The 25,935-nt window shown below is 52.7% G+C and carries 22 protein-coding genes; 8 read left to right on the top strand and 14 right to left on the bottom strand.

Annotated elements, in window-relative coordinates:
* Positions 1–98: 98 nt before the first annotated feature.
* Positions 99–458, top strand: a complete 360-nt coding sequence (locus tag QET93_RS10705) for a YkgJ family cysteine cluster protein (protein WP_280126177.1) — start codon at positions 99–101, stop codon at positions 456–458.
* Positions 455–1,726, top strand: a complete 1,272-nt coding sequence (locus tag QET93_RS10700; RefSeq protein ID WP_280131881.1) for an SLC13 family permease — start codon at positions 455–457, stop codon at positions 1,724–1,726. Before QET93_RS10705 ends, QET93_RS10700 begins: the two co-directional genes overlap by 4 nt.
* A 15-nt stretch (positions 1,727–1,741) precedes the next feature.
* Here the strand turns inward: QET93_RS10700 and aroA are convergent, their stop codons facing one another.
* The 13 genes from aroA to QET93_RS10635 all read right to left on the bottom strand — a co-directional run bounded on the left by aroA (position 1,742) and on the right by QET93_RS10635 (position 15,863).
* The gene (gene aroA / locus QET93_RS10695; protein WP_280131882.1) at positions 1,742–3,055 is read right to left on the bottom strand and encodes a 3-phosphoshikimate 1-carboxyvinyltransferase; all 1,314 of its coding nucleotides are present in this window, start codon (positions 3,053–3,055) and stop codon (positions 1,742–1,744) included.
* Positions 3,056–3,095: 40 nt separating this feature from the next.
* Positions 3,096–3,797 (bottom strand): hypothetical protein, encoded by a 702-nt coding sequence (locus tag QET93_RS10690; protein ID WP_280126180.1) that lies wholly within the window; start codon positions 3,795–3,797, stop codon positions 3,096–3,098.
* Between the two features lie 7 nt (positions 3,798–3,804).
* Complete coding sequence (locus QET93_RS10685; RefSeq protein ID WP_280126181.1) at positions 3,805–4,695, bottom strand: fumarylacetoacetate hydrolase family protein; 891 nt, start codon at positions 4,693–4,695, stop codon at positions 3,805–3,807.
* A gap of 132 nt (positions 4,696–4,827) precedes the next feature.
* Entirely contained in the window at positions 4,828–5,817 is a 990-nt protein-coding gene (locus QET93_RS10680; RefSeq protein ID WP_280131883.1) for a PDZ domain-containing protein, read from the bottom strand.
* Positions 5,818–5,835: 18 nt separating this feature from the next.
* Positions 5,836–6,462: a hypothetical protein gene (locus QET93_RS10675; protein WP_280126183.1), complete on the bottom strand. Its 627-nt coding sequence runs from the start codon at positions 6,460–6,462 to the stop codon at positions 5,836–5,838.
* An 18-nt stretch (positions 6,463–6,480) separates the two neighbouring features.
* Positions 6,481–7,050 (bottom strand): RNA polymerase sigma factor, encoded by a 570-nt coding sequence (locus QET93_RS10670; RefSeq protein WP_280131884.1) that lies wholly within the window; start codon positions 7,048–7,050, stop codon positions 6,481–6,483.
* 145 nt (positions 7,051–7,195) lie between these two features.
* Positions 7,196–7,600, bottom strand: a complete 405-nt coding sequence (locus tag QET93_RS10665; protein WP_280126185.1) for an OsmC family protein — start codon at positions 7,598–7,600, stop codon at positions 7,196–7,198.
* Positions 7,601–7,701: 101 nt separating this feature from the next.
* The gene (locus QET93_RS10660; RefSeq protein WP_280131885.1) at positions 7,702–10,143 is read right to left on the bottom strand and encodes a tetratricopeptide repeat protein; all 2,442 of its coding nucleotides are present in this window, start codon (positions 10,141–10,143) and stop codon (positions 7,702–7,704) included.
* A 21-nt stretch (positions 10,144–10,164) separates the two neighbouring features.
* Entirely contained in the window at positions 10,165–12,288 is a 2,124-nt protein-coding gene (locus QET93_RS10655) for a VWA domain-containing protein (RefSeq protein ID WP_322189979.1), read from the bottom strand.
* A gap of 13 nt (positions 12,289–12,301) precedes the next feature.
* Complete coding sequence (locus QET93_RS10650) at positions 12,302–13,291, bottom strand: VWA domain-containing protein (protein WP_280126188.1); 990 nt, start codon at positions 13,289–13,291, stop codon at positions 12,302–12,304.
* Positions 13,292–13,296: 5 nt separating this feature from the next.
* The gene (locus tag QET93_RS10645; protein ID WP_280131887.1) at positions 13,297–13,866 is read right to left on the bottom strand and encodes a hypothetical protein; all 570 of its coding nucleotides are present in this window, start codon (positions 13,864–13,866) and stop codon (positions 13,297–13,299) included.
* 15 nt (positions 13,867–13,881) lie between these two features.
* Positions 13,882–14,772 (bottom strand): DUF58 domain-containing protein, encoded by an 891-nt coding sequence (locus tag QET93_RS10640; protein WP_280126190.1) that lies wholly within the window; start codon positions 14,770–14,772, stop codon positions 13,882–13,884.
* A gap of 107 nt (positions 14,773–14,879) precedes the next feature.
* Complete coding sequence (locus tag QET93_RS10635) at positions 14,880–15,863, bottom strand: MoxR family ATPase (RefSeq protein ID WP_280126191.1); 984 nt, start codon at positions 15,861–15,863, stop codon at positions 14,880–14,882.
* Positions 15,864–16,467: 604 nt separating this feature from the next.
* Here QET93_RS10635 and dnaA point away from each other — a divergent pair.
* Together dnaA and QET93_RS10625 are read left to right on the top strand one after the other, a co-directional pair.
* The gene (dnaA, locus tag QET93_RS10630; RefSeq protein ID WP_280126192.1) at positions 16,468–18,033 is read left to right on the top strand and encodes a chromosomal replication initiator protein DnaA; all 1,566 of its coding nucleotides are present in this window, start codon (positions 16,468–16,470) and stop codon (positions 18,031–18,033) included.
* A gap of 102 nt (positions 18,034–18,135) precedes the next feature.
* On the top strand, positions 18,136–18,918 hold the full coding sequence (locus QET93_RS10625) for an enoyl-ACP reductase (RefSeq protein ID WP_280126193.1): 783 nt from the start codon (positions 18,136–18,138) through the stop codon (positions 18,916–18,918).
* 179 nt (positions 18,919–19,097) lie between these two features.
* On the opposite strand, the gene QET93_RS10620 is transcribed toward QET93_RS10625, so the two are convergent.
* Entirely contained in the window at positions 19,098–19,826 is a 729-nt protein-coding gene (locus tag QET93_RS10620; protein ID WP_280131888.1) for a TlyA family RNA methyltransferase, read from the bottom strand.
* Positions 19,827–19,985: 159 nt separating this feature from the next.
* Here QET93_RS10620 and QET93_RS10615 point away from each other — a divergent pair, with 159 nt between their 5' ends.
* From QET93_RS10615 to QET93_RS10600, 4 genes are all read left to right on the top strand, one after another.
* Positions 19,986–20,576: a DUF2062 domain-containing protein gene (locus QET93_RS10615; RefSeq protein WP_280131889.1), complete on the top strand. Its 591-nt coding sequence runs from the start codon at positions 19,986–19,988 to the stop codon at positions 20,574–20,576.
* A gap of 78 nt (positions 20,577–20,654) precedes the next feature.
* A complete protein-coding gene (locus tag QET93_RS10610; protein ID WP_280131890.1) occupies positions 20,655–23,861 on the top strand; it encodes a hypothetical protein in 3,207 nt (1,068 codons plus the stop codon).
* An 89-nt stretch (positions 23,862–23,950) separates the two neighbouring features.
* Positions 23,951–24,697 (top strand): glucosamine-6-phosphate deaminase, encoded by a 747-nt coding sequence (gene nagB, locus QET93_RS10605; RefSeq protein WP_280126197.1) that lies wholly within the window; start codon positions 23,951–23,953, stop codon positions 24,695–24,697.
* A gap of 182 nt (positions 24,698–24,879) precedes the next feature.
* Positions 24,880–25,923, top strand: a complete 1,044-nt coding sequence (locus QET93_RS10600; RefSeq protein ID WP_322189978.1) for a hypothetical protein — start codon at positions 24,880–24,882, stop codon at positions 25,921–25,923.
* The last annotated feature ends 12 nt before the right edge of the window (positions 25,924–25,935 follow it).

Raw genomic sequence — 25,935 nt, 5'->3', positions numbered from 1 at the left:
TATAGATACGTTTATAAAACCCCAAATCAGTGTTGCATGCAAGGGGTAAACATCGGCGGATTGATTTTTTTTATGGATCCTGCTATATTGCACCTGTCATGTGTGAAGATATCCAGGGGAAGGTGCTCTACCGTTGTGTCCGATGCGGGGCTTGTTGCCGCTGGGAGGGGAATGTCTGTGTGGAGCCGGAGGAGATTGAGGCAATTGCCGGATTTTTGGGAATGGACGAAGATTTCTTCATTGAACAATACTGCCAATTGAGGGAAAACAGACAGGGGCTTTCCCTCAAGGATGGCCCCGACGGTGCTTGCATCATGCTGGAGCATAACGACTGCAAGATTAATCCGGTCAAGCCCGTTCAATGCCGCAATTTCCCCAATGGGTGGAATTTCCCGGGATGGAGGGACAGGTGCCGGGCTGTTCCGGATGAAAGATCACGAGAGAACAACGAGCCATGAACATGGGATACATGGATGCCCTTCATTCCTTCTTACTGGCATGGAAGGAGCCGATTACATTGATTCTCTTTATCAATACGTATCTATGGGTCGGTATTGGTCACGGGCGTTCCCTGCGGCTGGATCGTACGGGGTTTGCTTTGATCGGAGCCATTTCGATGATGGTGTTCGGTTGCATAACGTTTCCTGAGGCGATTCAAAGTATTGACTTCCATACTCTTGCACTTGTGTTTTCCCTGATGGTGATTTCGGCGCAGCTTCATTACTCAGGGTTTTACACCATGCTGGGCAACAGGCTTTCTGCGTATATGGATCGTCCTGTTTTGTCGATGTTCATCCTGATGATGTGCGGGGCTGTGTTTTCTTCGTTCTTTAACAATACGATCATTGCCCTAGCTGTAGCGCCTGTGTTGGTATCCGTTGCTCTGGCCAAGAAGTTGAATCCCTCTCCGTTTCTGATTGCTCTGTGCATGTGCAACAATGGAAGTATGACGATCATTGGCAATCCGCAGAACGTGTTTATCGGGGAATATGCCAAATTGTCTTTTCTGGATTATACGAAATTTGCCCTTGTTCCGGTGATGGCATGTGCTCTCGCTTGTTTTGGGATTTGCTGGCTGTTGGGACGTAAGAACTTCCAGCTACAGGAGGGTAGCCAGGCGGCCTTGCCGGAATTGGAGCATCCGTTCAGCATGCAGGGATCGGTCAAGGGATTGTCGGCAATGTTATTCCTGATTTTGGCTTTTATCCTGACGGACTGGGATCATGGAATTGTGGCCTTGTTTGTGGCGGGGATCATGCTTTGCAGCCATACGTGGTCGAGCCGTATTATTCTGGGGCGTGTGGATTGGCAGACAATTTTGCTTTTCATGGGCCTCTTCGTCATTATAGGAGCTTTCAATATCAATGACCTGGGATGTCAAATGGTTGATTTGCTCCAGCATTGGAACGTGAATTTGGACGAGCCCATGACGATGATTCTGGCGGCAACCGGGCTAAGTAACCTGATTAACAACACGGCGGCCGTGATGTTACTCAGTCAGGTGACGGATTTGGCAGCCAATCCGCGTACGGCTTATGCTCTGGCTTTGTCCAATTCACTGACAGGCAATCTCATTCTTGTCGGCAGCCTGTCGAATTTGATTATGATCCAGACGGCGGAGCAAGCGGGACTGAGGATTTCTATGAGGAGATTCTTTATGTACGGCCTGCCTTGTACGGTTGCCTCCATCCTGATTCTGACAGGGTGGTTTTATGTGACGACTTGAACAAGACGCCGTTTTTCAGATACGCAGGAAACGTTCCAGATCGCTTGCAAAGCCGGGGTAGGAGGTGGCGATGCAGTCTGTATTTTCCAGGATGGTTGTTCCTTCCGCCGAGAAACCGGCTACGAGGAAGCTCATGGCGATGCGGTGGTCGCCGAAACTGTCCAGACAGCATCCGGTGAGTGACGCGTTGCCGTGAATGACCATGCCGTCGTCGTATTCGTCTACGGCGGCTCCCATGGCTCGGAGGTTGGCGGCAGTGGTGGCAATCCGGTCCGTTTCCTTGACCCGGAGTTCCCGGGCGTTGCGGATGACGGTATCTCCGTCAGCCAGGGCGGCAGCTACGGCCAGAATGGGGATTTCGTCAATGAGATTGGGGATTTCTTCTCTGAGCAGTTCCGTTCCGTGGAGACGGCCTGTTCCTCGGATAGTGATGTCTCCGTAGGGTTCTCCTTCTGTCGGGGATGAGGTGGCGGAGACGGTGATGTCGGCTCCCATGCGGCGCAAGGCATGCAGGATTGCATCGCGTGTCGGGTTCAATCCCACATTGCGGAGGGTTAGTTCGGAATTCGGGCGCGTAGCGGCGGCGACTATCCAGAATGCGGCAGACGAGATGTCGGCCGGGACAGTCAGATCGCGGGCTTGTGGGGAAGCAGGACCGTGTACGGAAACGTCTAGCCCGTTGACGGTACAGGGGATATCGAAATGTCGGAAGAGGCGTTCCGTATGGTCCCGCGTCTGGGCGGGCTGATAGACGGTTGTGGTGCCATGGGCAAACATCCCAGCCAGAAGGATGGCGCTTTTTACCTGCGCGCTGGCCATAGGCAACGTATAATTGATGGGATGTACATGCCCGGCGTGGATGAATAGGGGGGCGCAGCCTTCCTTGGCGCCTTGAGCTTCGATATGGGCGCCCATGAGAGCAAGAGGAATCATGATCCGTCCCATTGGTCGGGAACAGAGGGAGGCGTCACCGAACATTTCGGAATCAAAGGGACAGGCGGCCAGCATGCCGGCCATCAGGCGCATGCCGGTACCGGAGTTTCCGCAGTCAATCGGCTGCATCGGCGGGACAGGGCGCATGCCGACGCCAGTGATGCGGAAGCGTGTAGGACCGTATCCTTCCCGGTTTTCAAGGACTTCGACACGAGCTCCGAGTTGTTCCATGGCTCGGAGCGTATTGAGGCAATCTTCACTGCATAAGTAGTTACTAATCTCGGTTGTGCCTTCTGCCAGACCTCCGAGGATGGCGGCGCGGTGGGAGATGCTTTTATCTCCGGGAACGAGAAGTTCTCCGGCCAGGGGAGCTGTACGGTGAGATTGCAGATTCATGGGATGCTGGGTGGACTATACAGGTAGGGCGGGAGGCAAATCAAGGTTTCATGTCCGCATCATGCGGGAGTTCTGCTGCGTCTGTCTTCGGCTTTGGCAGGGAGTGTTGCGGTTCGGGGGCGTTGGCAACACCTTCCAGGAAGATGATATCGGAACTGAAAAAATCCCTGGCGGAACGCCCTACGCGCAAAGTGTCCCGGTAGGAGACGGTACCCATCAGGGCGGCTCCGACACCCGGCAGGAAGCGGGTAATGCCTCGGCTGAGCAGTTTTTCCGTCATGGAGATACCCACCTTCTGGAGTATTTTCTGCATGAACTGGGTGGATGCATGGCGGACGAGGTATTTTTGTCCGACTTTGACGACGAGGGCGGACAAAGTGACCGAAAGCCCCTGCTTGAACAGACAGTAGGCCATGGATTCGTTTGTGAGGCTGGAGGTTTTACCGTACACGGAGGCAATGTCCGATACCATTTGCCTTTGGATTTGCCAGATGACGGCCAGTTCGGGAATGATCGTCAACAAACCGAGAGGTCCGGCTGGGAGCGTGAGCGTGGCCGAGGTGGCGGCGGCTTTAATACAGGCAGACTTGATGATGGCAGTTGCGCGTTCGTCCGGTGTGGGCGAGTGTAGTTCCCGGGAGACCGGGATACTGCCGAACAGCTCCAGCAACTTGGCCGTGATGGCGGCTGCAGAGTTTGCCCGGGTACGGGTATCCGCCTCAGTCTTGTGTGAATCGGGCATGTGTGTTTCAGGATGCCGTTGTATCCTGTTCGACGATCTGGCGGGCAAAACCGATAGAGGGGGTTCCCCATTCGACGATGTCGCCGGGTTGCAGGAATTGGGGAGGATCCATGCCGATGGCTACCCCGACGGGAGTACCGGTGGAGATGACGTCTCCCGGCAGGAGTGTCATGAAGCTGGAAACGTAAGAGACTAGCTCAGCCATGGGCATGATGAGCTGGTTCGTGTTGCCTGCCTGACGGGATTCTCCGTTGACTTTGAGGAAGATGGGAAGATTATCCGGATCAGTCAGTTCATCCGGAGTGACGAAGGTTGGGCCGAGAGGGGCGAAGGTGTCGTAGCTCTTGCCCTTGGTCCACTGTCCCCCGCGGTTGAGCTGAAGGTCGCGTTCTGAGTAATCGCACATCATCGTGTAGCCGGCGATAGCTTGGGCTGCCTGGATGGAATCCGCATTTTTGAGTTTCTCTCCGATGACGATGGCTAGTTCTACTTCATAATCAAGCCTGGAACATCCGGGGGGGATCAGGACGGGGGAAAAGGCTCCCGCTACGGCTGTTGTCGCTTTGAGGAAGATGGAGGGTTCCGTGGGGGCACTGCCATCGAATTCCCGGGCATGGTCTGCATAGCTCTTTCCGAGGCAGACGACTTTTCCGGGACAGGGTACGGAGGGAGCCAGAGTGTAGAGGCTTTCGTCAATGAGAGTGGCTTCGTCGGCATGGTCGGCGATCCATTGGATCAATTGGCGTTTTTGTACAGCATCGGCGGCAAGGTAGGATGCGGCCAGAGCCGGTTTGCCGCAGGAGGAGAAGTCGGCGTATCCGTTGCGTGACGACAGCCAGATGGCTGTGATAGATTCAGCATTCGGCGAGGCGATGGGAAAAAGGCATTTCCATTTCATAGGACAGAGAATTGACGGAAAAAGGGGTGATGTCTAGAGTAATTATTCAATCCCCTGCTTCGTTGACGGGACAAACGGAGCAGGGGCTTCACTCTACCAGCACTCGTTGGAAACGTGCGAAGGAAGGAAAAATTATCTCACATCGATTTCGATGTTGAGATTGCTGAGCCTTTTTTGAATTTCCGGAGGGACATTGGCTTTTTCCTCATCAGTGTTGTACGGGCCTTCGAATAGAAGCTTGCCGTTCGCGTCCGTAACGTAAAGTCTGGTTCCTCCCTGGGAGCTTGTCGTGATACGGATGGTGCCCTGGGCATCGGAAAAACTGGTCGTGGATGATGAAGACGAGCTGAAGTTCCCTTGCAGGGGGGCTCCCTGCGTATTGGGGAGGGCGTTGGGAGGCGGTGCCGGCATACCCATGCGCTGATTCATCAGGGAACGGAGCCGATCAATCCTGTCGAAGGGATTGTTGGCGCCCGTTCCGTTCATGAGGCGATCCATCATATCGAATGCCTGGTTTATGTCATCCAGCGGTGAAGGGCCTCCCTGGAATGTTCTACGTCCGGCTCCGATGGCTCTATCGATATCGTTATGAAGAGTTCCGTCGGTAGAAAGATTCCCATGAGGATAATCGCCATAGAGGGATTTTTCCAGAGTGAGGGTGCAATCCTGTTGTTTTCCTCCGCGCAAGTATTGGATGTTGACCTTGTCCCCGGGATTTTTCCCAGCCACTGCTTCTTTGACCGATGCTACGCCTAGAATAGGGGTATCGCCTATTTTCAGGATGATATCGAGATCTTGGAGGCCTGCTTTTTGAGCCGGACCGCCCGGCTCCGTACTTTCTACGACGACACCGGGGTAGCCGCTCATGGCAAGCTGGGCGCGAACAATTTGCGGGACTTCACCAGGGATAATGCCCAGTCTGACTTGTCCCGCCTTTTGAGGTGCCGCTGTTTGGGGTGTCTGGGGAGTATCCTGCTTGGGGAGTATCCGGGTAGGGGCGGGAGCATTTCCCGGAGCGACCTGGACTCCTTGGGCTTGTGAAGAGGGACGATCAATAGCGGATGCTGTAGCAATGCAAAGCCCGCATCCTGCAGCAAGTAATTTGAGGTTATAGGAGTTCATGTTGTTGAAAAATTTGAATTAATAGGTTTCAACGGGAACAACGACTGTTCGGGATGACGGTACGGAGACGGAAATCCTGTTGCCGTTCTTATCGCGTAGTTCGATGGTGTCTTCAAAATCTACGCGAAACTGGCGTTCCGCGATCCCTTTTTCCTTATTCCAGTTGACACCTTGTGGGACAACTCGCACAGCCTGTCTGTTCAAATCACCTGTGGCAGCCATGGAGTTTTTTTCTGGTGAATTATAGAGAAAGGCCAGTATACCCATCGTCAGTGCCAGAAGGGCGGCTGCGGCATATGTCATCCGTCGCTTGAACGAAAAACCTGATTTTACAGGGATGACGGGAGCGTGGTCTTCCGGTATCCGTTTTTCGTCGGAGTGGTGGATGACAGGGCCAGCTGCTTCCTCCATGGCGAGAGTCCATTTCATGGACGGGATTTCTCCGGGGGAGGCCGGTTTCAACTGGCGGAGGCTGTCTTCCGTCGCTTCTTGGGAGGCGCGTGCCATCAGGAGCGCCCAGGAATGAATTTTATCCTGTGTGGGAATGCTGGGCCGGATCCCTTTTAGGGTTTCGACCAGTTCTTCTTCTTCCAGAGCGGAGAGACCGTTTCCGGGTGAAGATGCGGGGGCGAGTGGATGAGTCATCTTGATGCGGGAAATCGGTTAATATTGATAATCGTCTTTTTGTCCTGAAATAGCTTTGCGGAGCTGTTCCAAACCATATCGGTAGCGGGAGGCAACCGTGTTCAGCGAAATGCCTAGAGTATCGGCTATTTGCTGGAAAGTTTGTTCTCCCCATATCTTGAGGATAATGACCTCGGAAAATTTACCGGGCAGTTTTTTCAATTGACGGTCCAGCAGGTTGCGTAGTTCGTCTTCTCCGGATTCGCTGCTGAACCAGGGATCGTTTAAGAGATCCGTTGTGTCGTCCGCACTGGTTTGTTCCCTCCGGGTGCGGCGGTCGTCCCGGCGGCGGAAGTCGATGGCAATACGGCGGATAGAGGTATAGACGAAAGGCAGCCAGGCTTCTCTTCCTCCGATGAACTCGCCCGATGCTTCTTTGCGAGCCAGCCGGACGAGAGCTTCCTGGACGATGTCTTCTGCGTCTTCCTGCGTGCGTGCCTGCTGTCTGGCAAAGAGGTAAATGCGGGCGGCATGTTCCTTGAGCCAGGCTTCCCAGTCCCGGGCACTGCCATTCTCGTATTCGTCGTCCTGTGGAAGAGTGTTGTTCATAACCGGTTCCTTCTTGCGTAGCGTACCATCCGGCATTTTTTGTGTAAAAAATTTTCTATTGTTTTACAGATAGTATGTACGAAACGAAAAAAACTGCCTCCCGGGTCAACGAGGGGCAGTTTTGCGAAAGAGTGAGGAGGAGCGTTTAGCCGATCCACTTCCATTCTTGCGTGATTTTGATGGAAGGATCCAGCGCTTGTTTGACCGGGCAAGTCTGGGCGGATTGTTCCAGGGCCTGGCGAGAGGGATGGTTGGAGGATAGGGGCATGGTAATCAACAGATTGAATCCCGTGATTTTCAAACCTTCTGTAACCGGCTGGGCTTCGATGCTCATTCCTTTGACGTCAATGTCTTTGCGCCCGGCGAGGTAAGATACCAAGCTCATCATACAGGAGGCAAGAGTTGCTCCCAGCAATTCGGCCGGAGCCGGATTATCCTCCAGCCCACCGAGATCCCGGTGCAGGTCGGTGGCGAATTTTTTGCCGGATGCAATATGGGTGGTCAGGCAACGGCCCTGGCCTTCATAAACGGTTTTCGTATTGTAATTCATGACGGGTGGTTACGGTTTGAATAAACCCCGGGATACGGGGATATATACATGAAGATTGGATTCCTTTCTCGGCAGGATCGTTGAATTAAAATAGGAATTATTTAGTTTTCCTGGCGAACTAGGGGCAATTTTTTCGTGAGAACCGGAGAGGCTGAGTCTGCGTGGATCCATGCAGGGGTACCGGTGAACGTACGGACGTAATACCACGATCCGCGTTTGGCTTGGAGGATGAGCGGCGTAGAAGGAGGCAGGGTCATCAGAGTGGGGCTGCTGGCATCGGCCGCATGGCGGGCCGGGGTGGCTTGCGTGACGATGAGCAGACTGGACGGGTTGACAGTTTCCGGAATGACCGGGTACATGGCTCTATTGGCAATGGCTGCCGCCATGGAGAGGCCTCCCAGAACGCACAATACGGTCAGGAGGATGACGTAGCGGTGATATAAAAGGAGCAGGACGAGGGCTGTGAGCAGGACGGCTCCGGAAAGGATGATGATCGGTGGCAGAGAGTGGTAGCCGACGAAGGTCAGCCATTCGGAGGCTTGGTCGTTGATGGGAAGGATGGCCCCTTCCTTACGTTCGATGAACTCGAGATTTTTACGGGCTTCCGTGAAGCCCGGGCAAATGTTGAGAGCTCTGTTGTAGGCGAGGGCGGCTTCTCCGGGCTTGTTCAATCTGTAGAGACTGTTGCCGAGGCCGTAGTAGTCGAGAGCCTTTTGACCTGGATATTGGTTCGGTTCGGTGACTGCATGGGCATATGCCTTGGCGGCTTCCGTGAATTCTCCTCGTTCGTAGAGGAGGTTGGGTGCTGCTTTCGTGTGGATAGGCGGGGCGGCCTGGACTTCTTGCATGGCAATGGGCAGAAGGAGACAGGTCAGCAGGAACACGACGGGGAGTTTGGTGAGGATTGTCCGGACATGTTTCACCATGGACTTGCGTTCAGCGTCGGAAATATTGTCGCTGGTGTCCTGGGGAAGGAAGGCAAGTTCGTCGCGCGTTGCGAGGATTTTCCGCAATGTTTCATCCTGTTTGGATTCGGGAATGTATGTTTCGATGAAGGAACCGATGGAACGCAGGAAAACCGGGGTGGATTCTTTGACGGGAATGGCCTTGAAGGCAGCCATGCGTTCGCGGGATTCTTCCGTCTGGAGGCGTTTTTTCCGGATGTACGATGCTCCGGCAAACGCGAGGATGAGTAGTACAGGCAAATAAGCGAGCAGGTACCACGAGGAGGAATCCGGCGTCTTGAGGCTGGTGGCCATGGTGAGGGGAACGAGTCCGTAAATGTCGGTCATTTTGGCGACGGGGACATCTCCGGCAGGTGGAGGTGTTGCAGCGGCTGCCATGGAGGCGGGAACGAGATCAGGAGCAGTGGCTTTCCAGGGAAGTGGAATGGCCGGAGTGGAAATGAGTTCGTATTGTTGTGTTGAGGGATCGAAATAGACGAGTTCGAAAGGTGGTACGGCATCCGTTTCCGCTGTCGGACGAAGCAACTGCTGGAATGTGACGCTTCCGCTCAGGCTGCGGGCCTCATCATTGCCGATTTTGTTGGCGGGATAGAGTTTCCAGCGGGAGGGATCTTTGGGCTCCGGGGCACTGAGAGTGTTGATATTGCCGGTGCCGGAAATGGTGATTTGGACGGAGATGGGTTCATTGGCGCTGAGATCGCGGGCATCGGTCGTGGCTTTGATGGTGAATTGACCGACGGCGTTTTTGAATCCGGCGGGAGCTCCGGGAGGAAGGGGGCGGGCCTCAAAACTGAATTCCGGAATTTCCATGGGAATGGAAATCATGTTGCGCGTAAACTGGGCCAGGATAGGATCCGCAGAACTATCGAGGGCGAACATGGTTTCCGTGCCGCCGATTTTGACCTTGCCGCTACGGAGGGGGGTCAAGGCACTGTGGAAGGAACAGACTTTCCAGTCGTAACCGCTGATAAGGGCCGATCCGAATTGGAAGATGTTGATATTGGATGGCTGAGGTTCGAAACGCCAGGTGGCGAGGCCGTCTGCCTTAATGGATGGAAGTTGGTATTCAACGATGTCCGGCGGAACATAGAATTTCAGCTCAGTCATGGTAGGCTGGTTGACGTAGGGTGTCTGGTCGTCAATATGCCAGAGGGTACCGTACTGTCGGCGTCCTCCTGATTGGGGAATGGGAGTCCATTTAATGGCATCGAATGGATACACTTTGAGGGACTGGGGGGCTGTCTTGTAAATAGCTCCGTTGTTGCCTTTTAATTCGATGGAGGGAATGGTGACGATGCCTGGCTTGTCGGCAACAACTTCGAAGGCGACATAGTAAAAGGCGCGTTGGGAAGGGGAACCGTTCCATACCATATAGTTGCGGGCGGCAAACCGGACACTGGCCCCTTCTATCCTGCTGGTTGGCAACGGTTGCACCATCTCTCCGTTGGTCATGATGACAAGCATGAGCGTTTTCTCTCCCGGGACAACGGCTTGGGACGACCATTGCGTAATCACCTGAGTCCAGCCGGATAAAGCGAACCCCAATATGAGGATGATGATGGATAATAGTTTGTTCATGTTTGCTTGAGTAGTGATAAATTAATAATCCTTGTCCGGAGTGAAAATGTAGGGGTTTTGGGGGATAGGAGAACCTTTTTCTTGGTCTCGACGTTCAAACAGAATGCGGGCTGCTTCTTTCTTCTCCTGTTCTTCCTTGGATTCCTGTACTTGGGCTTGCTGAAGTTGCTGGTTTTGCTGTTCCGCACTTTGCTGTTGACCGGAGACGCTTTCCTTTTCCTGGTCTTTTTTTAAATCAATAGGATTGGGCGTTTTATTCTGAGGGTTGTTTTGATCCTTGTTCTGATCCTTGTTCTGATCCTTGTTCTGATCCTTGTTCTGATCCTTGTTCTGATCCTTGTTCTGATCCTTGTTCTGATCCTTGTTCTGATCCTTGTTCTGATCCTTGTTCTGATCCTTGTTCTGATCCTTGTTCTGATCCTTGTTCTGATCCTTGTTCTGATCCTTGTTCTGATCCTTGTTCTGATCCTTGTTCTGATCCTTGTTCTGATCCTTGTTCTGATCCTTGTTCTGATCCTTGTTCTGGTCCTTGTTCTGGTCCTGATTCTGGTCCTTGTTTTGATCCTGCTGTTGTTGCTTAAGTTGCTCCAGATATTCGGTCAGCTTTTTTTTATTGTTAACGGCAGTTTTGAGAGAAGGATTAAGTTTGAGAGCATCATCATAATGTTCGATGGCTTCCTGGATTAATTTTTGTGCTTCTTCGATCTGTTCTTTGCCTGGCCTCTGTGGGGTAGGTGCTTGGTTCGAGGATACTTCTTCAATGTCCTTGTTTTGATCAGGCTGGGGAGGAGCGAGTAAATGGAATGCCCGTTCAGCTACCGTGTTTCCTATGTTATAATGAGCCGCAGATTGAAGAGCTTCGTCTTCGGAAAGAAGCGCTTGTGAAAACGACTGAGTGGCTTCGGCATCCTTGCCTTTTTTGAGCAGGGCATACCCGCGAGCGAAGGCGAGGCGGGCTTGATCTTCCGGTGTCATGTTGGAGGATGTCCCATAGGTGTCCAACAGTTTGACTGCTTCATCGTATTTTCCCTGTTTCAGAGATTCCCGTACTCCGGGGGCCAGTTCGGCTGCATGGACGGTAGTCAGTCCGAATCCTGCCATGATAAGCAGGCAGGGCAGGATTGCTGCAGAGTTGCGGGTGGCAATCCTCCATTTTCTCCATTTGGTTCCGGCCAGGAGGCAGAGAATGAAGCATAGGAGGGAAGGTATGGCGAAGAGGTAATATTTGTCGTTTGGAATTGTGTGGACTTCGTCTCTGTTTTCCTGCTCATCCAGTTTACGTGAAACGTCTTTAACGAGAGCCGAGAGGTTGGTGCCTGCTCCAAGGTGGATGTATTGTCCTCCGGTTTCACGAGCCAGGGTTTCGAGTGATTCCGGAACGAGTTTGGAGATGACATGCTGCCCTCGGGCATCGCGGTATAACCCATCAGGATTGGATGAGTCGGGGATGGCGTCTCCGTTGACGGTGCCGATACCTGCCGCGATGACGATGAGTTTGGATTCCCGAGCGTCGAGTGCAGTGTTGTAGTCAAGGTTGACGGTATCTTCACCGTCGCTGAGGATGACGAGGGCGTTTGTGGATTCTCCTTTGTCTCGCTTGAAGGTATTAAGGGCAAGCTGGAGGACGTTTTTCATGTTGGTTCCGCCGTAGGAAATCCAGCCGAATTCAAGTTGTTCGATGGCTTCCCGGACAGCGCTATGGTCGTGGGTCAGGGGAATGAGGAGATGTGCTTCTCCGGAGAAGATGATAAGGCCGAAGTTGTCTTCCGGCAAGGCGTCGAGCAAATCGAAAGCGGCAGTTTTGGCTCTTTCCAAGCGGGAAGGGGTGACGTCTCGGGTGAGCATGGAGCGGGAGACGTCGATGGCAAGCATGATATTATGGCCTTTGTGTATGGTGGGGACTTCTCTTGTTCCTGAATAGGGCCGGGCCAATGCCAGAATGAGGAGGCAGAGGGCGAGTAGACCGAAAGTAAGAGTAAGCAGCCTTTTCCAGACGGAGGGGCGGACGACGAGTTCCTGGACATGGTCTCTGGAGACGAGCTCCTCCCATTTGCGGGAACGGCGGCGCATGAGGAGTCCGGAGGCAATCAGAAGGAGTGCCGGGAGAATCAACGCATAGAGAACATGGGGGTAAAGGAATGACATAAACTTGGGAGAATTACGGTGCAGGGGTGGGTCTCAGGATCTGCAGGGAGAGCCCCAGAGCGGCGAGGATGGCACTGGCGGCCAGGAAATACATGAAGAGTTCCTGTTCCTTGCGGATGACGTAAAGTTTGGCTTCGTTTTTTTCCAATTGGTCGATGGAGGAGAAAGCGAGCAGGAGTTTGTTGGTATCCGTAGCCCGGAAGTGTTCTCCACCGGTAATTTCCGCTATTTTGCGCAGAGTGGGTTCGTCAAAGTTGTCTCCCGCGATTTGGAAGGAACCTCCGAGGCGGCCGCTTTCCGTACCGACGGCGATCGTGTAGACCTTGATACCCAGCTTGGCGGCGGCAGTGGCCGCTTCGATCGGGGAGATTTGGCCGGAATTGGAGGCTCCGTCGGTGATGAGAATGATGATTTTGGACTTGGTGTCCTTTCGGTCTTCCAGGCGGGTGGCAGCAGCGGCAATAGCCGAGCCGATGGCGGTACCGTCTGCGGAAATTGATTTGTCGGTGAAGCGCTGGATGATGGAAATGGGCAGGGCGTGGTCCAGGGTCAACGGACAGAAGGATTTGGTTTTACCGGCGAAACCGATGACACCGATACGGTCGTCGGGGCGTTTGTCGATAAAGTTGCAAATGACGTATTTAGCCGCGGCGAGACGGTCGGCACGCCTTCCCTGAAGCATCATGTCCAGCGTAGTCATGGAGCCGGAAAGGTCGAAGGCTATCATGATATCGACGCCGTTGACGATCTTGTGCGATTTTTCATCAATGATTTGTGGACGTGCCAGAGCGATAGCCAGGGAGGCTGTAGCCAGGACAAGGAGGATGGCTCCAATGCGTCCGGCGAGGGATTCCGGATTGCGGGACAAGGTGGCGATGAAGCGCATGGTGGGGTGGTCGATGGAACCTTCCGCCCCGCGTTTCCTGCGGAGAAGCACCAGCAGGAGGAGGAAAGGCAGGACGTAAAGCCATGCGGAATGAGCAAATTGAAGATTGTCAAACATGCCTGTCATTTGGTGAAGCTGAGCTTGGGTGACGAGGTGTCCCGTGAAAGGGGGGCGTCCTCATTGCCCTTGAGTTGTGAGAGGTATTCGAGCCGCTCGATGATGTCTTTGGTTTCCCGGGCCAGTTCGGAGGCAACGGAGGCGTCGTCGGTCGTGTTTGGTTCGTATTTGAGTTGTACCATGCGCTGGAGCAGGTTGCGGACGGGGATCTGTTCCTGGACGGGGAGATTCATCAGGGCATCGGCCCGCATGCTGAACTCCTGGTGAGTTTCGAACAGGGTGGGATCTTCCGAGGTGCCGGTGAGGTAGGTTCTTAGAATGAGGGATAGCTCCGTGGCGCACTGGCGGAGGTCTTTGCCGGAGGCCAGCACCGCATCGATGTGTTGCAGGGCAATCTGCGCCGGTGTCGGCGGCGGAACCGGCTTGATCAGTTTTTTGGCGATCCATAAGCCCAGCAGGATGAGGAGGGCGATGCCGACAATGATAATCATCCAATGCCACCAGGCTAAAAGAGCCGTGTGCAGATAGGCATCGGGAGATGTGGACGGATCAAGCTGTGGTGGCGGTGGAATCATGGCTGCAGAAGATGATCAGTGGGCAAATTTACGGGCACGACGTCCGAAGAGGGCTTTGAGGGGGCTGAGGAATTGGTTCCTGTTATTCAGGTCCAGATAGTCCAGACCAAGGCGGTGGAAATCTTTGACCCATGCATCGCGTTGGAGTGATACGGCGTGTTCGTGGGCAGCTCTCAAATCCGGACGGGACAGGTTGAGAGACATGAGTTCTCCGCTTTCCGGGTCACGGGCAATGATTCGTCCGGCATCCGGCAGGACAAGTTCGCGAGGGTCGTAAACCCGGATGGGTATGAGTTCGTGCTTGAAGGCTAGTTTTCCCAGAGCCGGACGATTGGGCTCCATCAGAAAGTCGCTGATCATGACGACCATAGCCGTTTTTTTCTGAGTGCGGAGCAGGGTGTTGGCAACGTCGGAAAGAGATTCGTCCTCCTGTCCTGCGGGAGAGCTGATGATTTCCCGGACGATGCGGAGCGTCTGTTTGACTCCCTTGGCGGGGGGGACATAGAAGAGGTCGCCGCGTCCGAAGAGCAGGAGACCGCACTTGTCTCCGCTCTGAGCGGCGCTGAAGGCCAGGACAGCGGCGATTTCCGCCGCGTATTCCAGCTTGGAGTAAGATGCTCCGGCGGAGGCGTACCTCATGGATGCACTCGTATCAATTGCCAGGATGAGAGCTTGTTCTCGCTCTTCCTTGAAGCGGCGGACAAACGGGGATCCCATGCGTGCCGTGACTTTCCAGTCGATAAAGCGGGGATCGTCTCCGGCGAGGTATTCCCGGAAGTCGTCGAAGTCCAATCCCTGGCCCCGGAAACCGGACTGATATTGTCCGGCAAAGTTTTCCGCAGCCAGTCGCCTGGCTCGCAATTCGATGCGGTGAACGCGTTTGAGGATTTCCGCTGCTTTGTCCATATTGATTGTAAGATTGTTAGGAGTTCATCACCGATAAGTGCCTATTGTATTTCGGCAAGGCCGGAGACGAGGAGGACGCTTGGGATGTGTCCCCTCGGATACGCTGTTTACGGCACTGGCACTTTGGACATGATGCGGTCGATGACATCATCCGTGGTGACATTTTCCGCTTCTGCTTCATAGGAGAGCAGGATGCGGTGGCGCAGGATGTCGTGGGCCAGGTCTTTGATATCCTGCGGCGTGACGAAGGAACGGTGATGCATAAAGGCGAGCGCGCGCGAAGCCAGGGCGATATTGATAGTGGCTCGCGGGGATGCCCCGGCACGGATCAAGCCGCTGAGGGTGATGTCGACGCGTTCGGGATTTCTCGTAGCACGGACGAGATCGACAATGTATCCTCTTACAGCATCGTCGATGTAGATCTGGTTGACGAGGTCACGGCTGTCGGCGATTTGCTGCGGAGTGGAAACGGGGGTCGTGCTGGGCGGCGGTGTCGATGTGGACATCAGGTCCAATACGCGGAGTTCTTCTTCGCGGTCGGGATAGGAGACGACGACTTTGAAGAGGAAACGGTCCAGCTGGGCTTCCGGAAGCTGATAGGTGCCTTCCTGGTCGATTGGGTTCTGGGTAGCCATCACGAGGAAGGGATCGGGCAGGGCATAGGTGGTTTCCCCCAGCGTTACCTGGCGCTCCTGCATGGCTTCCAGCAGGGCGGACTGAACTTTGGCCGGGGCGCGGTTAATTTCGTCCGCAAGGATGAGATTGGCGAAAATGGGCCCTTTTTTCGCGGTAAAAACCCGTTCTTCCGGGTTGTAGACCATCGTGCCGAGAAGGTCGGCGGGAAGAAGATCCGGCGTAAACTGAATACGGGCGAATGCTGCATCCAATGCTCCGGAAAGGGCTTTGACTGATAATGTCTTGGCAAGACCCGGGACACCTTCCAAAAGGATGTGGCCCTTGCACAAGAGGCTTAGAATAAGTCGATCGACAAGTTCTGTCTGTCCGATCACGACTTTGCCAATTTCAGCCCGCAAGGGGGAAATCCATGCGGAGTGCATGGCGATGGCTTCGTTGAATTGTTGGGTATTCATATCTCCGGGAATGTTGTCTCAATGTTGGCAATGATTCTGCGCGTCCGGGCAATTATTTCAAGTATGATATCTAATCGTCCTTTGCGGTGTGAGACAGTGCCTCGTCGGATTCTGTTGAAAGAAAGTGTGATCTATCGGAGACGACTGGCTTTCGGAGTCTTTTGGGATATGTGTATTTCGGTCGGTTGAGGAGCTCTATATCGTGGGGTTCGGAGAGAGATGTATGACGTTGCGCTTCCTTCCATTTCCGGTCACTTATCCCTGTTTTTGTCACAGTTCGTTGACACTGGGGTAACAAGAGTTTGCCTGCCGAGAAAAAATGATCGAAAAGAGGATTTTTTTGTTCTTTTCCAGCCTCTCCATTTCCCAGGAAACGGGCTCCGCCGTAATTCTTTGAATCGCGATTAGTTAGGTATAAATTATCCTTGAATGAAAATTTTATGAATCCGTAATCCATTAATAATAAATAGGAAATTAGAAATTTTGAAAAATGAATATCAATCTTTCTTAAGTAATCTCGAAGGCAAGCAAAAAATTTTTTTCTCCGTGGAACCCCCATGGAACTTGATGCGACAGAATTGACACCTGGCAGGGGGGAAAAAATATGTTCACGCACTCCGGTTGTCTGGGTATTGTGTGGCTCCCGAGGCGGAAACGCCCCGACCTGATCCGGCTCTCCCGGCAGGGAGGCGGGCATGTCCAGGCATCCCTCTCCCGGCTCTTACCGAACACGACGAAACAGACTTCTACGAACATGCAGATTCCCCAGGAACAGAATACCGCTCTTTGGTCCAAAATCACCGGTCTCATCCACGCCAAGGTGAATAAGGACACTTTTGAGCGCTGGTTTACCCGGCTGGTTCTCGTAGAAGATTCCGGAACGCATCTGGTTATAGCTGCCGATGACGATATTTGCCTGGCATGGGTGGAAACGAATTATGCCCATTTGATCCAGGAAGCCGCCCTGACGGTTTTGGAAGGATCCCGCTCCCTGACATTTCGCCTTTTGGGGGAGGAAGGGAATGATTCTTCTTCCCATGATGAAAAACTTAAGGAAGGTTGGGGAGACAATGCCCTGAAGGCAGCGGGAGACGCTCGCCCAGCAGCGGTACTGTCCGTCTCCGGTAAAACGGGACGCAAGGCCAGGGGGGTAACGAACCTTAATCCGAACTACAGTTTCGAGAATTTTGTGGTTGGTGCTAATAACCAGTTTGCTCACGCCGTCGGAATTGCCGTGGCGGCGTCTCCAATGTGCCAATACAATCCCCTTTTTATCCACGGTGGTTCCGGGCTGGGGAAAACCCACCTTATGCAGGCCATTGGGAATGAAATTGTCAACCGCCGTCCCGAATCGGTCGTCCTCTACCTTTCCTGCGAGCAGTTTGTCAACGAATTCATTGATTCTATCCGGACGAACGATCTGAGTAAATTCCGCAAGAAATACCGCAAGGTGGACATCCTGCTACTGGATGATGTCCAATTTTTGGGAGGCAAGGAACGTACCCAGGAGGAATTTTTCCATACATTCAATTCTCTGTTCAACGGTCACAAGCAGATTGTGCTCAGTTCCGATAGACCGGCCAGTGAAATTTCCAATTTGGAACCTCGCCTCTCATCCCGTTTTGAGTCGGGTCTGACTGTGGAAGTCCAGTCCCCCAATCTGGAAACCCGCCTGGCGATTCTTCAGCAGAAGAGGAAGCAGTGGAATGTGAAAGTGAGCGACTCTATCCTCTTGTTTTTGGCGGAGCGCATCCGTAAGAATGTACGCCGCCTCGAAGGGGGGCTGATGCGCGTGGCTACTTTTGCTTCACTGTCGGGGGATACCCCCGATATTGCCCGTGTGGAAAGTCTCCTGCGCGACATTCTCCGTGAGGAAAATGCCAAACAGGTCACGATTGATGCCATTCAGCGTCGCGTGTCGGAATACTTCGATATCCGGCTCTCCGATATGGCGAGTCGCCGCCGTCCTGCCAGCATTGCCTTTCCCCGGCAGATTGCCATGTATCTGAGCCGCCGTCTGACGAATGTTTCTCTGCAGGATATTGGCGAAGCCTTCGGCGGGCGTGACCACGGTACCGTTATCCACGCCAATAAAACGATTGAGGCCAAGATGAAAACAGATAGTTCCCTGAAGGATCTGATTGCCCGGTTTGATGAGGAACTGCGGTGATGTCGGTGTCCTTTTTTTGCATATTTATGGAGTCCTTCCGTGGACTCCTGTAAAAAATTTAGCTGGAAAAGCCGGAGGAAATCAGGCAATAAGGAATCAGTTATGTCCAGCAAATTACTTGAAGGCAAAGTCGGCATTGTCGTGGGTGTGGCGAACAAGCGCAGCATCGCATTCCATATCGCAAAGGCATGGCATGATGCCGGAGCCAAGCTTATTTTCAACTATCAGGGAGAACGTCTGAAGGATGGAGTGATCAAACTCATCCAGGAAACCTTCGGTGAAGATACTCCCGTAATTGAGTGTGACGTCAGCAGCGATGAATCCATCGCCGGTTTTTTTGCAGAAGTGCAGAAGATAACGCCCAAAGTGGACTGCCTGCTGCATTCTGTGGCTTTTGCCCCCAAGGAAGCCCTCGGTGGCAGTTTTGTGGAAACCCGTCGCGAAGATTTTAAAATCTCTCTGGATATTTCCGCCTATTCCCTGATTGCCTTGGCTCGTGCCGTAGAACCCATGATGTCGGACGGCGGCAGCATCCTTGCCATGACCTATCTGGGTGCTGTCAAAGTGGTACCGAACTACAACCTGATGGGCGTCTCCAAGGCTGCCCTTGAATGTTCGATGCGCTACCTCGCCTATGATTTGGGGCGTTCCCGCAAGATTCGCGTCAACTGCATTAGTGCCGGTCCTGTCCAGACGCTGGCTGCTCGGGGCGTTTCCGGGTTCTCGACCATGTTCAAAGTGTACGAAGACCGCGCACCTCTGGGGCGTTCCTGCTCCGGTGAAGAACTCGGTGCAACGGGCGTGTTCCTTGCCAGCGATGGCGCTGCCTCGATTACCGGCCAGGTCATCTATGTCGATGGCGGCTACAGTGATATGGGAATGTAAAATTTCCGGGAAATCAGTTTTCCGTTTTAATGGGTTGCTTCTCGAATCGGCAAGATTTTCTTGCCCGGTAAGAGAGACTGATCAGGAAAAGCGTTCCGTCCATCAAGGCGGGGCGCTTTTCTTTTGGCCCCGGGAAGATCAATTGGATACTTGGCAACAGCGACGGAGTGCTGTGAAACTTATTTGAGCCAAGCCAGGAACTCCCTGTTGCCGTCTGTCCCGGTGATGGGGGAATCTTCGCATCCCATCCACTGGCGCCCCAGTGTTTCCGTGACGAATGTGCGGATGGAGTCGACGGCCTTGCGGTGAAGCAAGGGATCTCGGACAATGCCTCCATGGCCGATGTCTTCAGGCTGGAGTTCGAATTGAGGTTTGATGAGAACAAGGGCATCTCCTCCTTCGCGTAGCAGGGGGAAGGCTGCCGGAAGTATCTTCGTCAGGGAAATGAATGAGACATCGGAGACGATTAAGTCGATTTCCTCGCCGATGTCGTCCGGGGTCATGTAGCGGGCATTGAACTGTTCTTTGACGATGACGCGGGGGTCGTTTCTCAATTTCCAGACGAGTTGATTGGTGCCCACGTCAATAGCATGTACCCGGATAGCTCCGTGCTGGAGGAGGCAATCGGTAAATCCGCCAGTGGAAGAACCGATGTCGAGGCACACTTTTCCTTCCGACGATACGGGAAATGCCTTCAGGGCGCCTTCGAGCTTTAAGCCACCGCGGCTGACGTAGCGAGGTTTGTTTTTGACTTCCAGTTCAGCGTCTTCATTTACTTTGACGCCCGGTTTACCTGCGGGATGTCCGTTGACTTTGATTTCACCGGCCAGGATCAGGCGCTGGGCCAGTTGGCGGGATTCGACAAGGCCGCGTGTTACGAGGAGGACATCAAGACGTTCTTTGGGCATGGGGAGGAGTGTGTGCCACTATGTATCCATGGAATGGTGGTCGACTGCAAGGAAAAGCTCCCCTCAGGAAGGCGACTAGGGAGGATGACGGCGTTTTTGTGTCAACGAACGTTAATTTGATTGCGTGGACGGTGTACGAACGTGTTTGCTTGCTCCTGCATGGAGCGTCGTTACAGAACACTCCGGTTCAAGGTGAAAAAGTACCTCAAATCGGAAAAGCGGAAAAATACATGGATGGGGCGGTGTCTCTCCTCGGAGATTTTTGACGAAAGGTACTGGCTGTGGCGCAAACATAGCGTGGCAGTCGGAGCCGGCTGGGGGGCAGCGAGTGCGATTGCTCCCGTTCCGATGCAGTCCTTTTGGGGAATTGCCGCATGTTTGTGGAAGAAAGGCAATATTCCTGTCGCCGTTTTTATGGCTTGGTTGTCTCCTCCCGGATTCATTGTTGTGGCCGTACCTCTCCAGTGGTGGCTTGGCTGGTGGATTTTGAGGGTTTTGGGCTTTGACGGTTCCGGAGCGAGTATCTCCATGCTGAAAGAAGTGGTAACCGGTATTGCCGATAACTTTTTCCTAGCACCTTTGGATGGGGTGAATTATTGGATGTTCGGAGTGGAATTTTCCTTGGGTGTGATCTTGTCGTGTTCTTTGCTGGGAGTCTTGTGTTACGGCCTTACATATGGGATCTGGTCTTTGGTTGACTGGTGGAAAAGCCGTCTTCATGCCGATGATGTTTCGGGAGAAGAGAATTAAATGGTGCAATTCCGGCAAGATCCCTTATAATCCCCTTCGTCATTTATTGGAGTTTCCCCCATGTTTCGTTTTGCCCTCATGAGATGGATCCGCGGATTGATCCCAGCGCTGATGATTCTTCTGATATTGGCGTGTGGCGGGATGGTTGTCTGGATATCCGTCTGGGGGGTGCCCCGTCCTCTGGTGAATTTTGTTGAAGAGGAAATCCAGAAGCAGGGGGTCAAGGTTCACATTGGTTCTTTGAAGGTGAGTTTGTGGTCCGGTGTGACAGTTAAGGCCTCGGATATTGAGGTTTTCCCTGGATTTTTACCGGAAGGCAAACCGCTGGGAAGTATCGGAAATGTGAGAATCGATCTGGATTCTTCCGATTTGTGGGATGGAATCGTAACGTTGAGAAGGATTGAGATAGGGCATGTTTCGGCCAAGGTGCCGGTGGATTTCAGCAAGATGATGCAGGGTGTTTATCTGGACGCCGGCATTGAGTCGGGGGTGTGTTCGTTTCCGTCCGGAGCCTCCATGATGGATATCCAGAATGTGCGGGGGAAGGTCCAGGGAATGGGATTTGTGCTGAATGGACGGGTTGTTTTACCGGAAGACGGTGATTTGTCCTCCTTGTTTTTTCCCGGTGGGAGCAGTACGGGGAGCATGGACGCCGGCAAAGTGCTTCAGGATGTCCTGGAACAAATGAAGAAGGTACACTGGACGAAAGATCATCCTCCCATGTGGAGGATAACGGTGTCTGATGACAGGCAAAGAGGGGGCGGTATCCGGGCTGCGGTAGATTTGGATGTACCTTCTGTTTCCTATGACAGTCTGCAGGTACGGGATTTGACCATGTCTGTGGAATATGCGGGAGGACTCGTGTGGTTGAAGAAGTTGTCGTGCCGTGAACGCCTGGGAAACGGGACATTCGAGTTATCTTCCCGGGCGGATCTGGCCTCGCGTGCCGTGCAGGTTTATGTCAAGAGTTCCATTCCGGTGTTGAAGTGGGTCCTGGCATTTTCCAATTCTCCTGTTCATCTCCCCTATGGATTGGAACTGAAGAGTTCTCCATCATTTCATGTCGCATCGGAATTGCGTTTCAACGAGGCATGGAATGATCTGGAAAGTATCAAAGTTGTTGGCAGTGCATCGGTTCCCCGCTTTTTAATCGGAGAAGATGCCTATGACCGATTTTCGACGGATTTCAGCTATAATAACGGTGATTTTTACATATCGGATTTTTCCGTGATTCACAAACAGGATTCTTTGCGTGGACAGGTGATGGGCAAAGGCGGAGAACTCAAATTCGATGTCCGCAGTACCTTGGGGGTTGGAGCTCTCGTGCACCTTGTCCGTTCATTTGGCGATAGTAAGTTTGAGATGCCGAAGGAATTGACGCTGCGGGGAGATCCTGATCTCGTCCTGCGCGGTACGGCGGATTTCCCCCAAGGCTGGACGGGGGAGCCCGTCTTTCGGAATGCCGAGGTGAAATTGAACTTGAAGGATTTTGCCGTGATGGATGTGGATATGGGCTCTATCGTCATGGATGCACAATACAAGGATGATCGCTTTGTCATCAATAGATGTGCATTGGAGCGTGATGGGCATGGGATGGCTCTGAAAGGAGTCATTATGGGCAAGGAAGTTTATTTTTCAGCAACGAGTTCGTTTCCTCCCAAGGTGCTGGAACAATTGCTGAAAGGCAGGGCCTCTTTTCCGAAGCAGCTTCAACTACCCCAGAGTGCCCGTCTTTCCGCTAGGGGAAGCCTGGATTTCAATGATTTGACCTATGGAGGCATTCACTTGTTGAATGTCGATTTGGAGGCTAGCGAGTTTTCCTGGAACCAGGTTCCGTTCTCCAAATTGAACCTTGCCTTCAAATTCGAAAACGGCGACCTTGTCGTGAAGGATTGCCGCCTGACCCGTTCAACGGGAACGAGTTTGGAATTGTTTGGCCGAGGCAATCTTGGGGGAGACATGTTCTTGATGGGGCGCAATACCATTACGCTCGACGTGTGGGATAAAATTCTCGGTTTGGATGATGATGACTTCTTTATCCAACGCTTCCGATTCAATAAGGATACGAACATGGATCTCTCGTTCCAGGCGAGCGTCAACCTGACGGATCCGGAAAACCAGTACGATCTGGATGCCATCTTGTCCGCTGCCAACGTTGAGTACAAAAAAGTGCTGCTGACATCCGCCTCCGCGAAAGCCCATGTTGTTCCCGGTTCCGTCGTACTCACAAATCCCGTACTGGTCTGTGACAACCGAGGATTTCTCGATAGCCGGAACATCCGTGGAGGAACTGCGAAAAGTACGGTTAAGGCCGATACGGTGAAATTCGATTTTTTGAAGGATACTGTGGAAGTTGTCGGCATCAATGGCAGGGTGTATCCTGATTACACGATCAGGATGTTTTCCGATTCGGCAACGAAGGTTCTTTCTACTTTCAAATTCTACAGTCCCGTCCAGTTGCAGGGTAGAGGCGTGTTCCCGATGGGGGATGACATGCGCCTCATGCAGGGGAGGATCACCTTCAACGCGTACTCCGGTTTGGTGACTTATCCTCTTTTGGGGACGACGCTCGAAATGCGCAATGGCAAGGGAACATTGAACATCGATCCCGCATGGGTGAAGGTAAGCAACCTTTCCGGTACGATTTGGGGCGGTTCTTTTACGGCGAAGATCGATGCGCGGATTGACGAAAGGGATGACCTGAATGGCGTCGTTTCCGTGAAAAACCTGGATTTGAAGAGTATTGGGCAATCCTATGACGAAAAAATGTCTCCCGCCTATGTCAACGGAGATGTCAATTTCCGATCCCAGGGAGGGAATGTTAACAGCCTTAAGGGAGAAGGGATGGCGACCCTGTCCCAGGGGAACCTTGTTGAAATTCCTCTTTTCGGCACATTGGGCAAGGTGATCGGTTCGGTTGTTCCCGGAGTCAAGCATTTGATTAATTACAATATCACAACTGCCAGGTGCGATTTCGTAATTGAGAACGGATACATCAAGACTGCCAGCGAAAATGGGAAGAGTTTTCAGGCGCAAGGAAGCAATATGGGGCTGACGGGAGGGGGATGGATACGTTTGTCGGATCTCTATGTGAATGCGGATTTGCGTGTCAGTTTACGAGGCCTCCCCGGCCTGGTGACCTCTCCCTTGTTTATGATTGCCGGCGGATTGTTCCGAGTGCGCGGAACGGGGCCTCTGTCGAATGTGGAATGGACTCCGGCTCCGTTTTCCGGCGGAGTATCGGCACCGCCTGCCGAAAACAAGGGATCGGTGAAGAAGAAGTGATGTTTTTCCAGGTAAAGATGGGGAAAAGTCTCTTTTGATGCCAAATTCTGATTGAATCCCCCGTCAGGAGCGTTAAAGTTTTCTCCGATATGATCCCTGTCAAAGTTTTTGAAACACCTCAAGAGGCAGCCAATTCATTGGCTAAGGAAGTTGCAGAATTGATCCGTTCCCGCGCCGCGGAAGGCAAGACCGTTGTTCTCGGCCTGGCCACTGGAGCTACTCCGCTTCCCTTTTATGCGGAACTCGTCCGCATGCACAAGGAAGAAGGTCTTTCTTTCGCCAACGTGATTTCCTTTAACCTGGACGAATACAGCGGCCTTGAACGCGAACATCCGGAATCCTACTGGTACTTTATGCACCAGAATTTGTTCAACCACATTGACATCAAGCCGGAAAACATCAATCTTCCCTCCGGTCTCGTTAAGCCGGAAGACCTTGATGCCCATTGTGCCGCTTACGAACAGAAAATCAAGGACTGCGGAGGAATCGACCTGCAGATCCTCGGTATTGGTCGTACGGGGCACATCGGCTTTAACGAACCCGGTTCCGACGATACGACGATCACTCGTAAGGTACTCTTGGACAATTTGACCCGTTCCGATGCCGCTCCTGCCTTTAACGGTATTGAAAACGTTCCGACGACGGCTATTACCATGGGGGTTGCCACGATCATGAGCGCCCGCAAGGTTGTCCTCATGGCTTGGGGAGAAAAGAAAGCTTCCATCGTCAAGAAGGCTGTGGAAGGTCCGGTGACTCCCGATGTTGCCGCTTCTTACCTGCAGAAGCACAAAAACGCCTGCTTCCTTCTGGATAAGGGAGCTGCTTCCGAATTGTAAGTAACTCCTTTAGCAACATGCCGGATTTACCGTTCGGCATTGTCGATTTTCAAAGTGTCGTCCAGTATCCGCTCTGGACGACACTTTTTCTTTTGGAATACATATAATTATTTGTTTTTATTGGATAGCCATTCCGTCTTGTCTTGACCGGATAGTCCTGCCGTGTATGTTGGTAAGGAATCATGTTTTTATGGAAAAAATACCATTACTGCCTTCGTCTTTATTCTGTTTTCCTGGCGAATTTTAATTCTATCTGTCTGATGAAAAAGTTGTTGAATGTATTTGGGCTGGCATGTGCGTGCACCATGATGCTGGCGGCTTGCGGAGGTGGCGGTTCATCATCATCCGTCGAAGACAATACGGACGATTCCGGTACGTCGGAGGAAGAAGTATCGGAAAATCCTGCTCCCGACAACTTGGTGTCATTGAGTATTTCCTGGAAGGACGGGAAGGTGCCGATGACGATGACTTTCTCAGAGGAAGCCGTTACCGGGCAGATTGGCGATAGTTCCGGGAAGATGGTTGTTTACCGCGGTCGTTATCAATATGTGCGTGCTGCGTCTGCGAATGAAGAATCGGCATTGCGCATGCTGATCGAATATGCGGATGACAATGTGAAAAAACAGGTCCTTTTGGAACTTGCCCTTAAGTTTACGAAGGATGGACCTGTCGCCATCCGTGGTCATATGACGGTGTTAAATGATGGTTCTCAAACGATTATTCCTTCGTCGCCTGGTGAATTGGAACCTGGCGAACCGCCTCGGGAGGAACAAGACAATCCGTCCGGGAAGGAATGGGCAACTTTACCGGCAGGAACCGTTTTGTCGATGGTTCCGGATGATGCTTCGGGGGAATTGATTTCTTTTTCCTGCGAAGTGGAATCAAGCAGCGGGACTTCATCCGGAAGAATGCGTTTGAACGATGGCACCGGTTCTTCCGGAAGTTCGGCGTTCTTGTTTCAAAAATCCGGTACACAGGCATATTTCGTAACTTCATTCGTTTATTCTGAAAGTACCGGTAGCCCGGAAGCTCCGGTTGTTTATAAGCAGGCGGATGTGCAGATTCATCTGGACTTGAAGCCTACCGACGCAACGGCGGAAAAACTCCCTGCGCGTATAGAAGGGATTTGCTCTTCCTATACGCTCAAAATCTCATCCAAGAACGGAATTGCCGGCAACGGTCAAACGTATTCCGGCAGAGGAACTTTCTCTATTCAATCGAGATGACGCCGAACGAAC

The sequence above is a fragment of the Akkermansia sp. N21116 genome (assembly GCF_029854705.2).
Classification (GTDB): Bacteria; Verrucomicrobiota; Verrucomicrobiia; order Verrucomicrobiales; family Akkermansiaceae; genus Akkermansia.
This window is presented reverse-complemented; position numbering and strand designations above follow the sequence as displayed.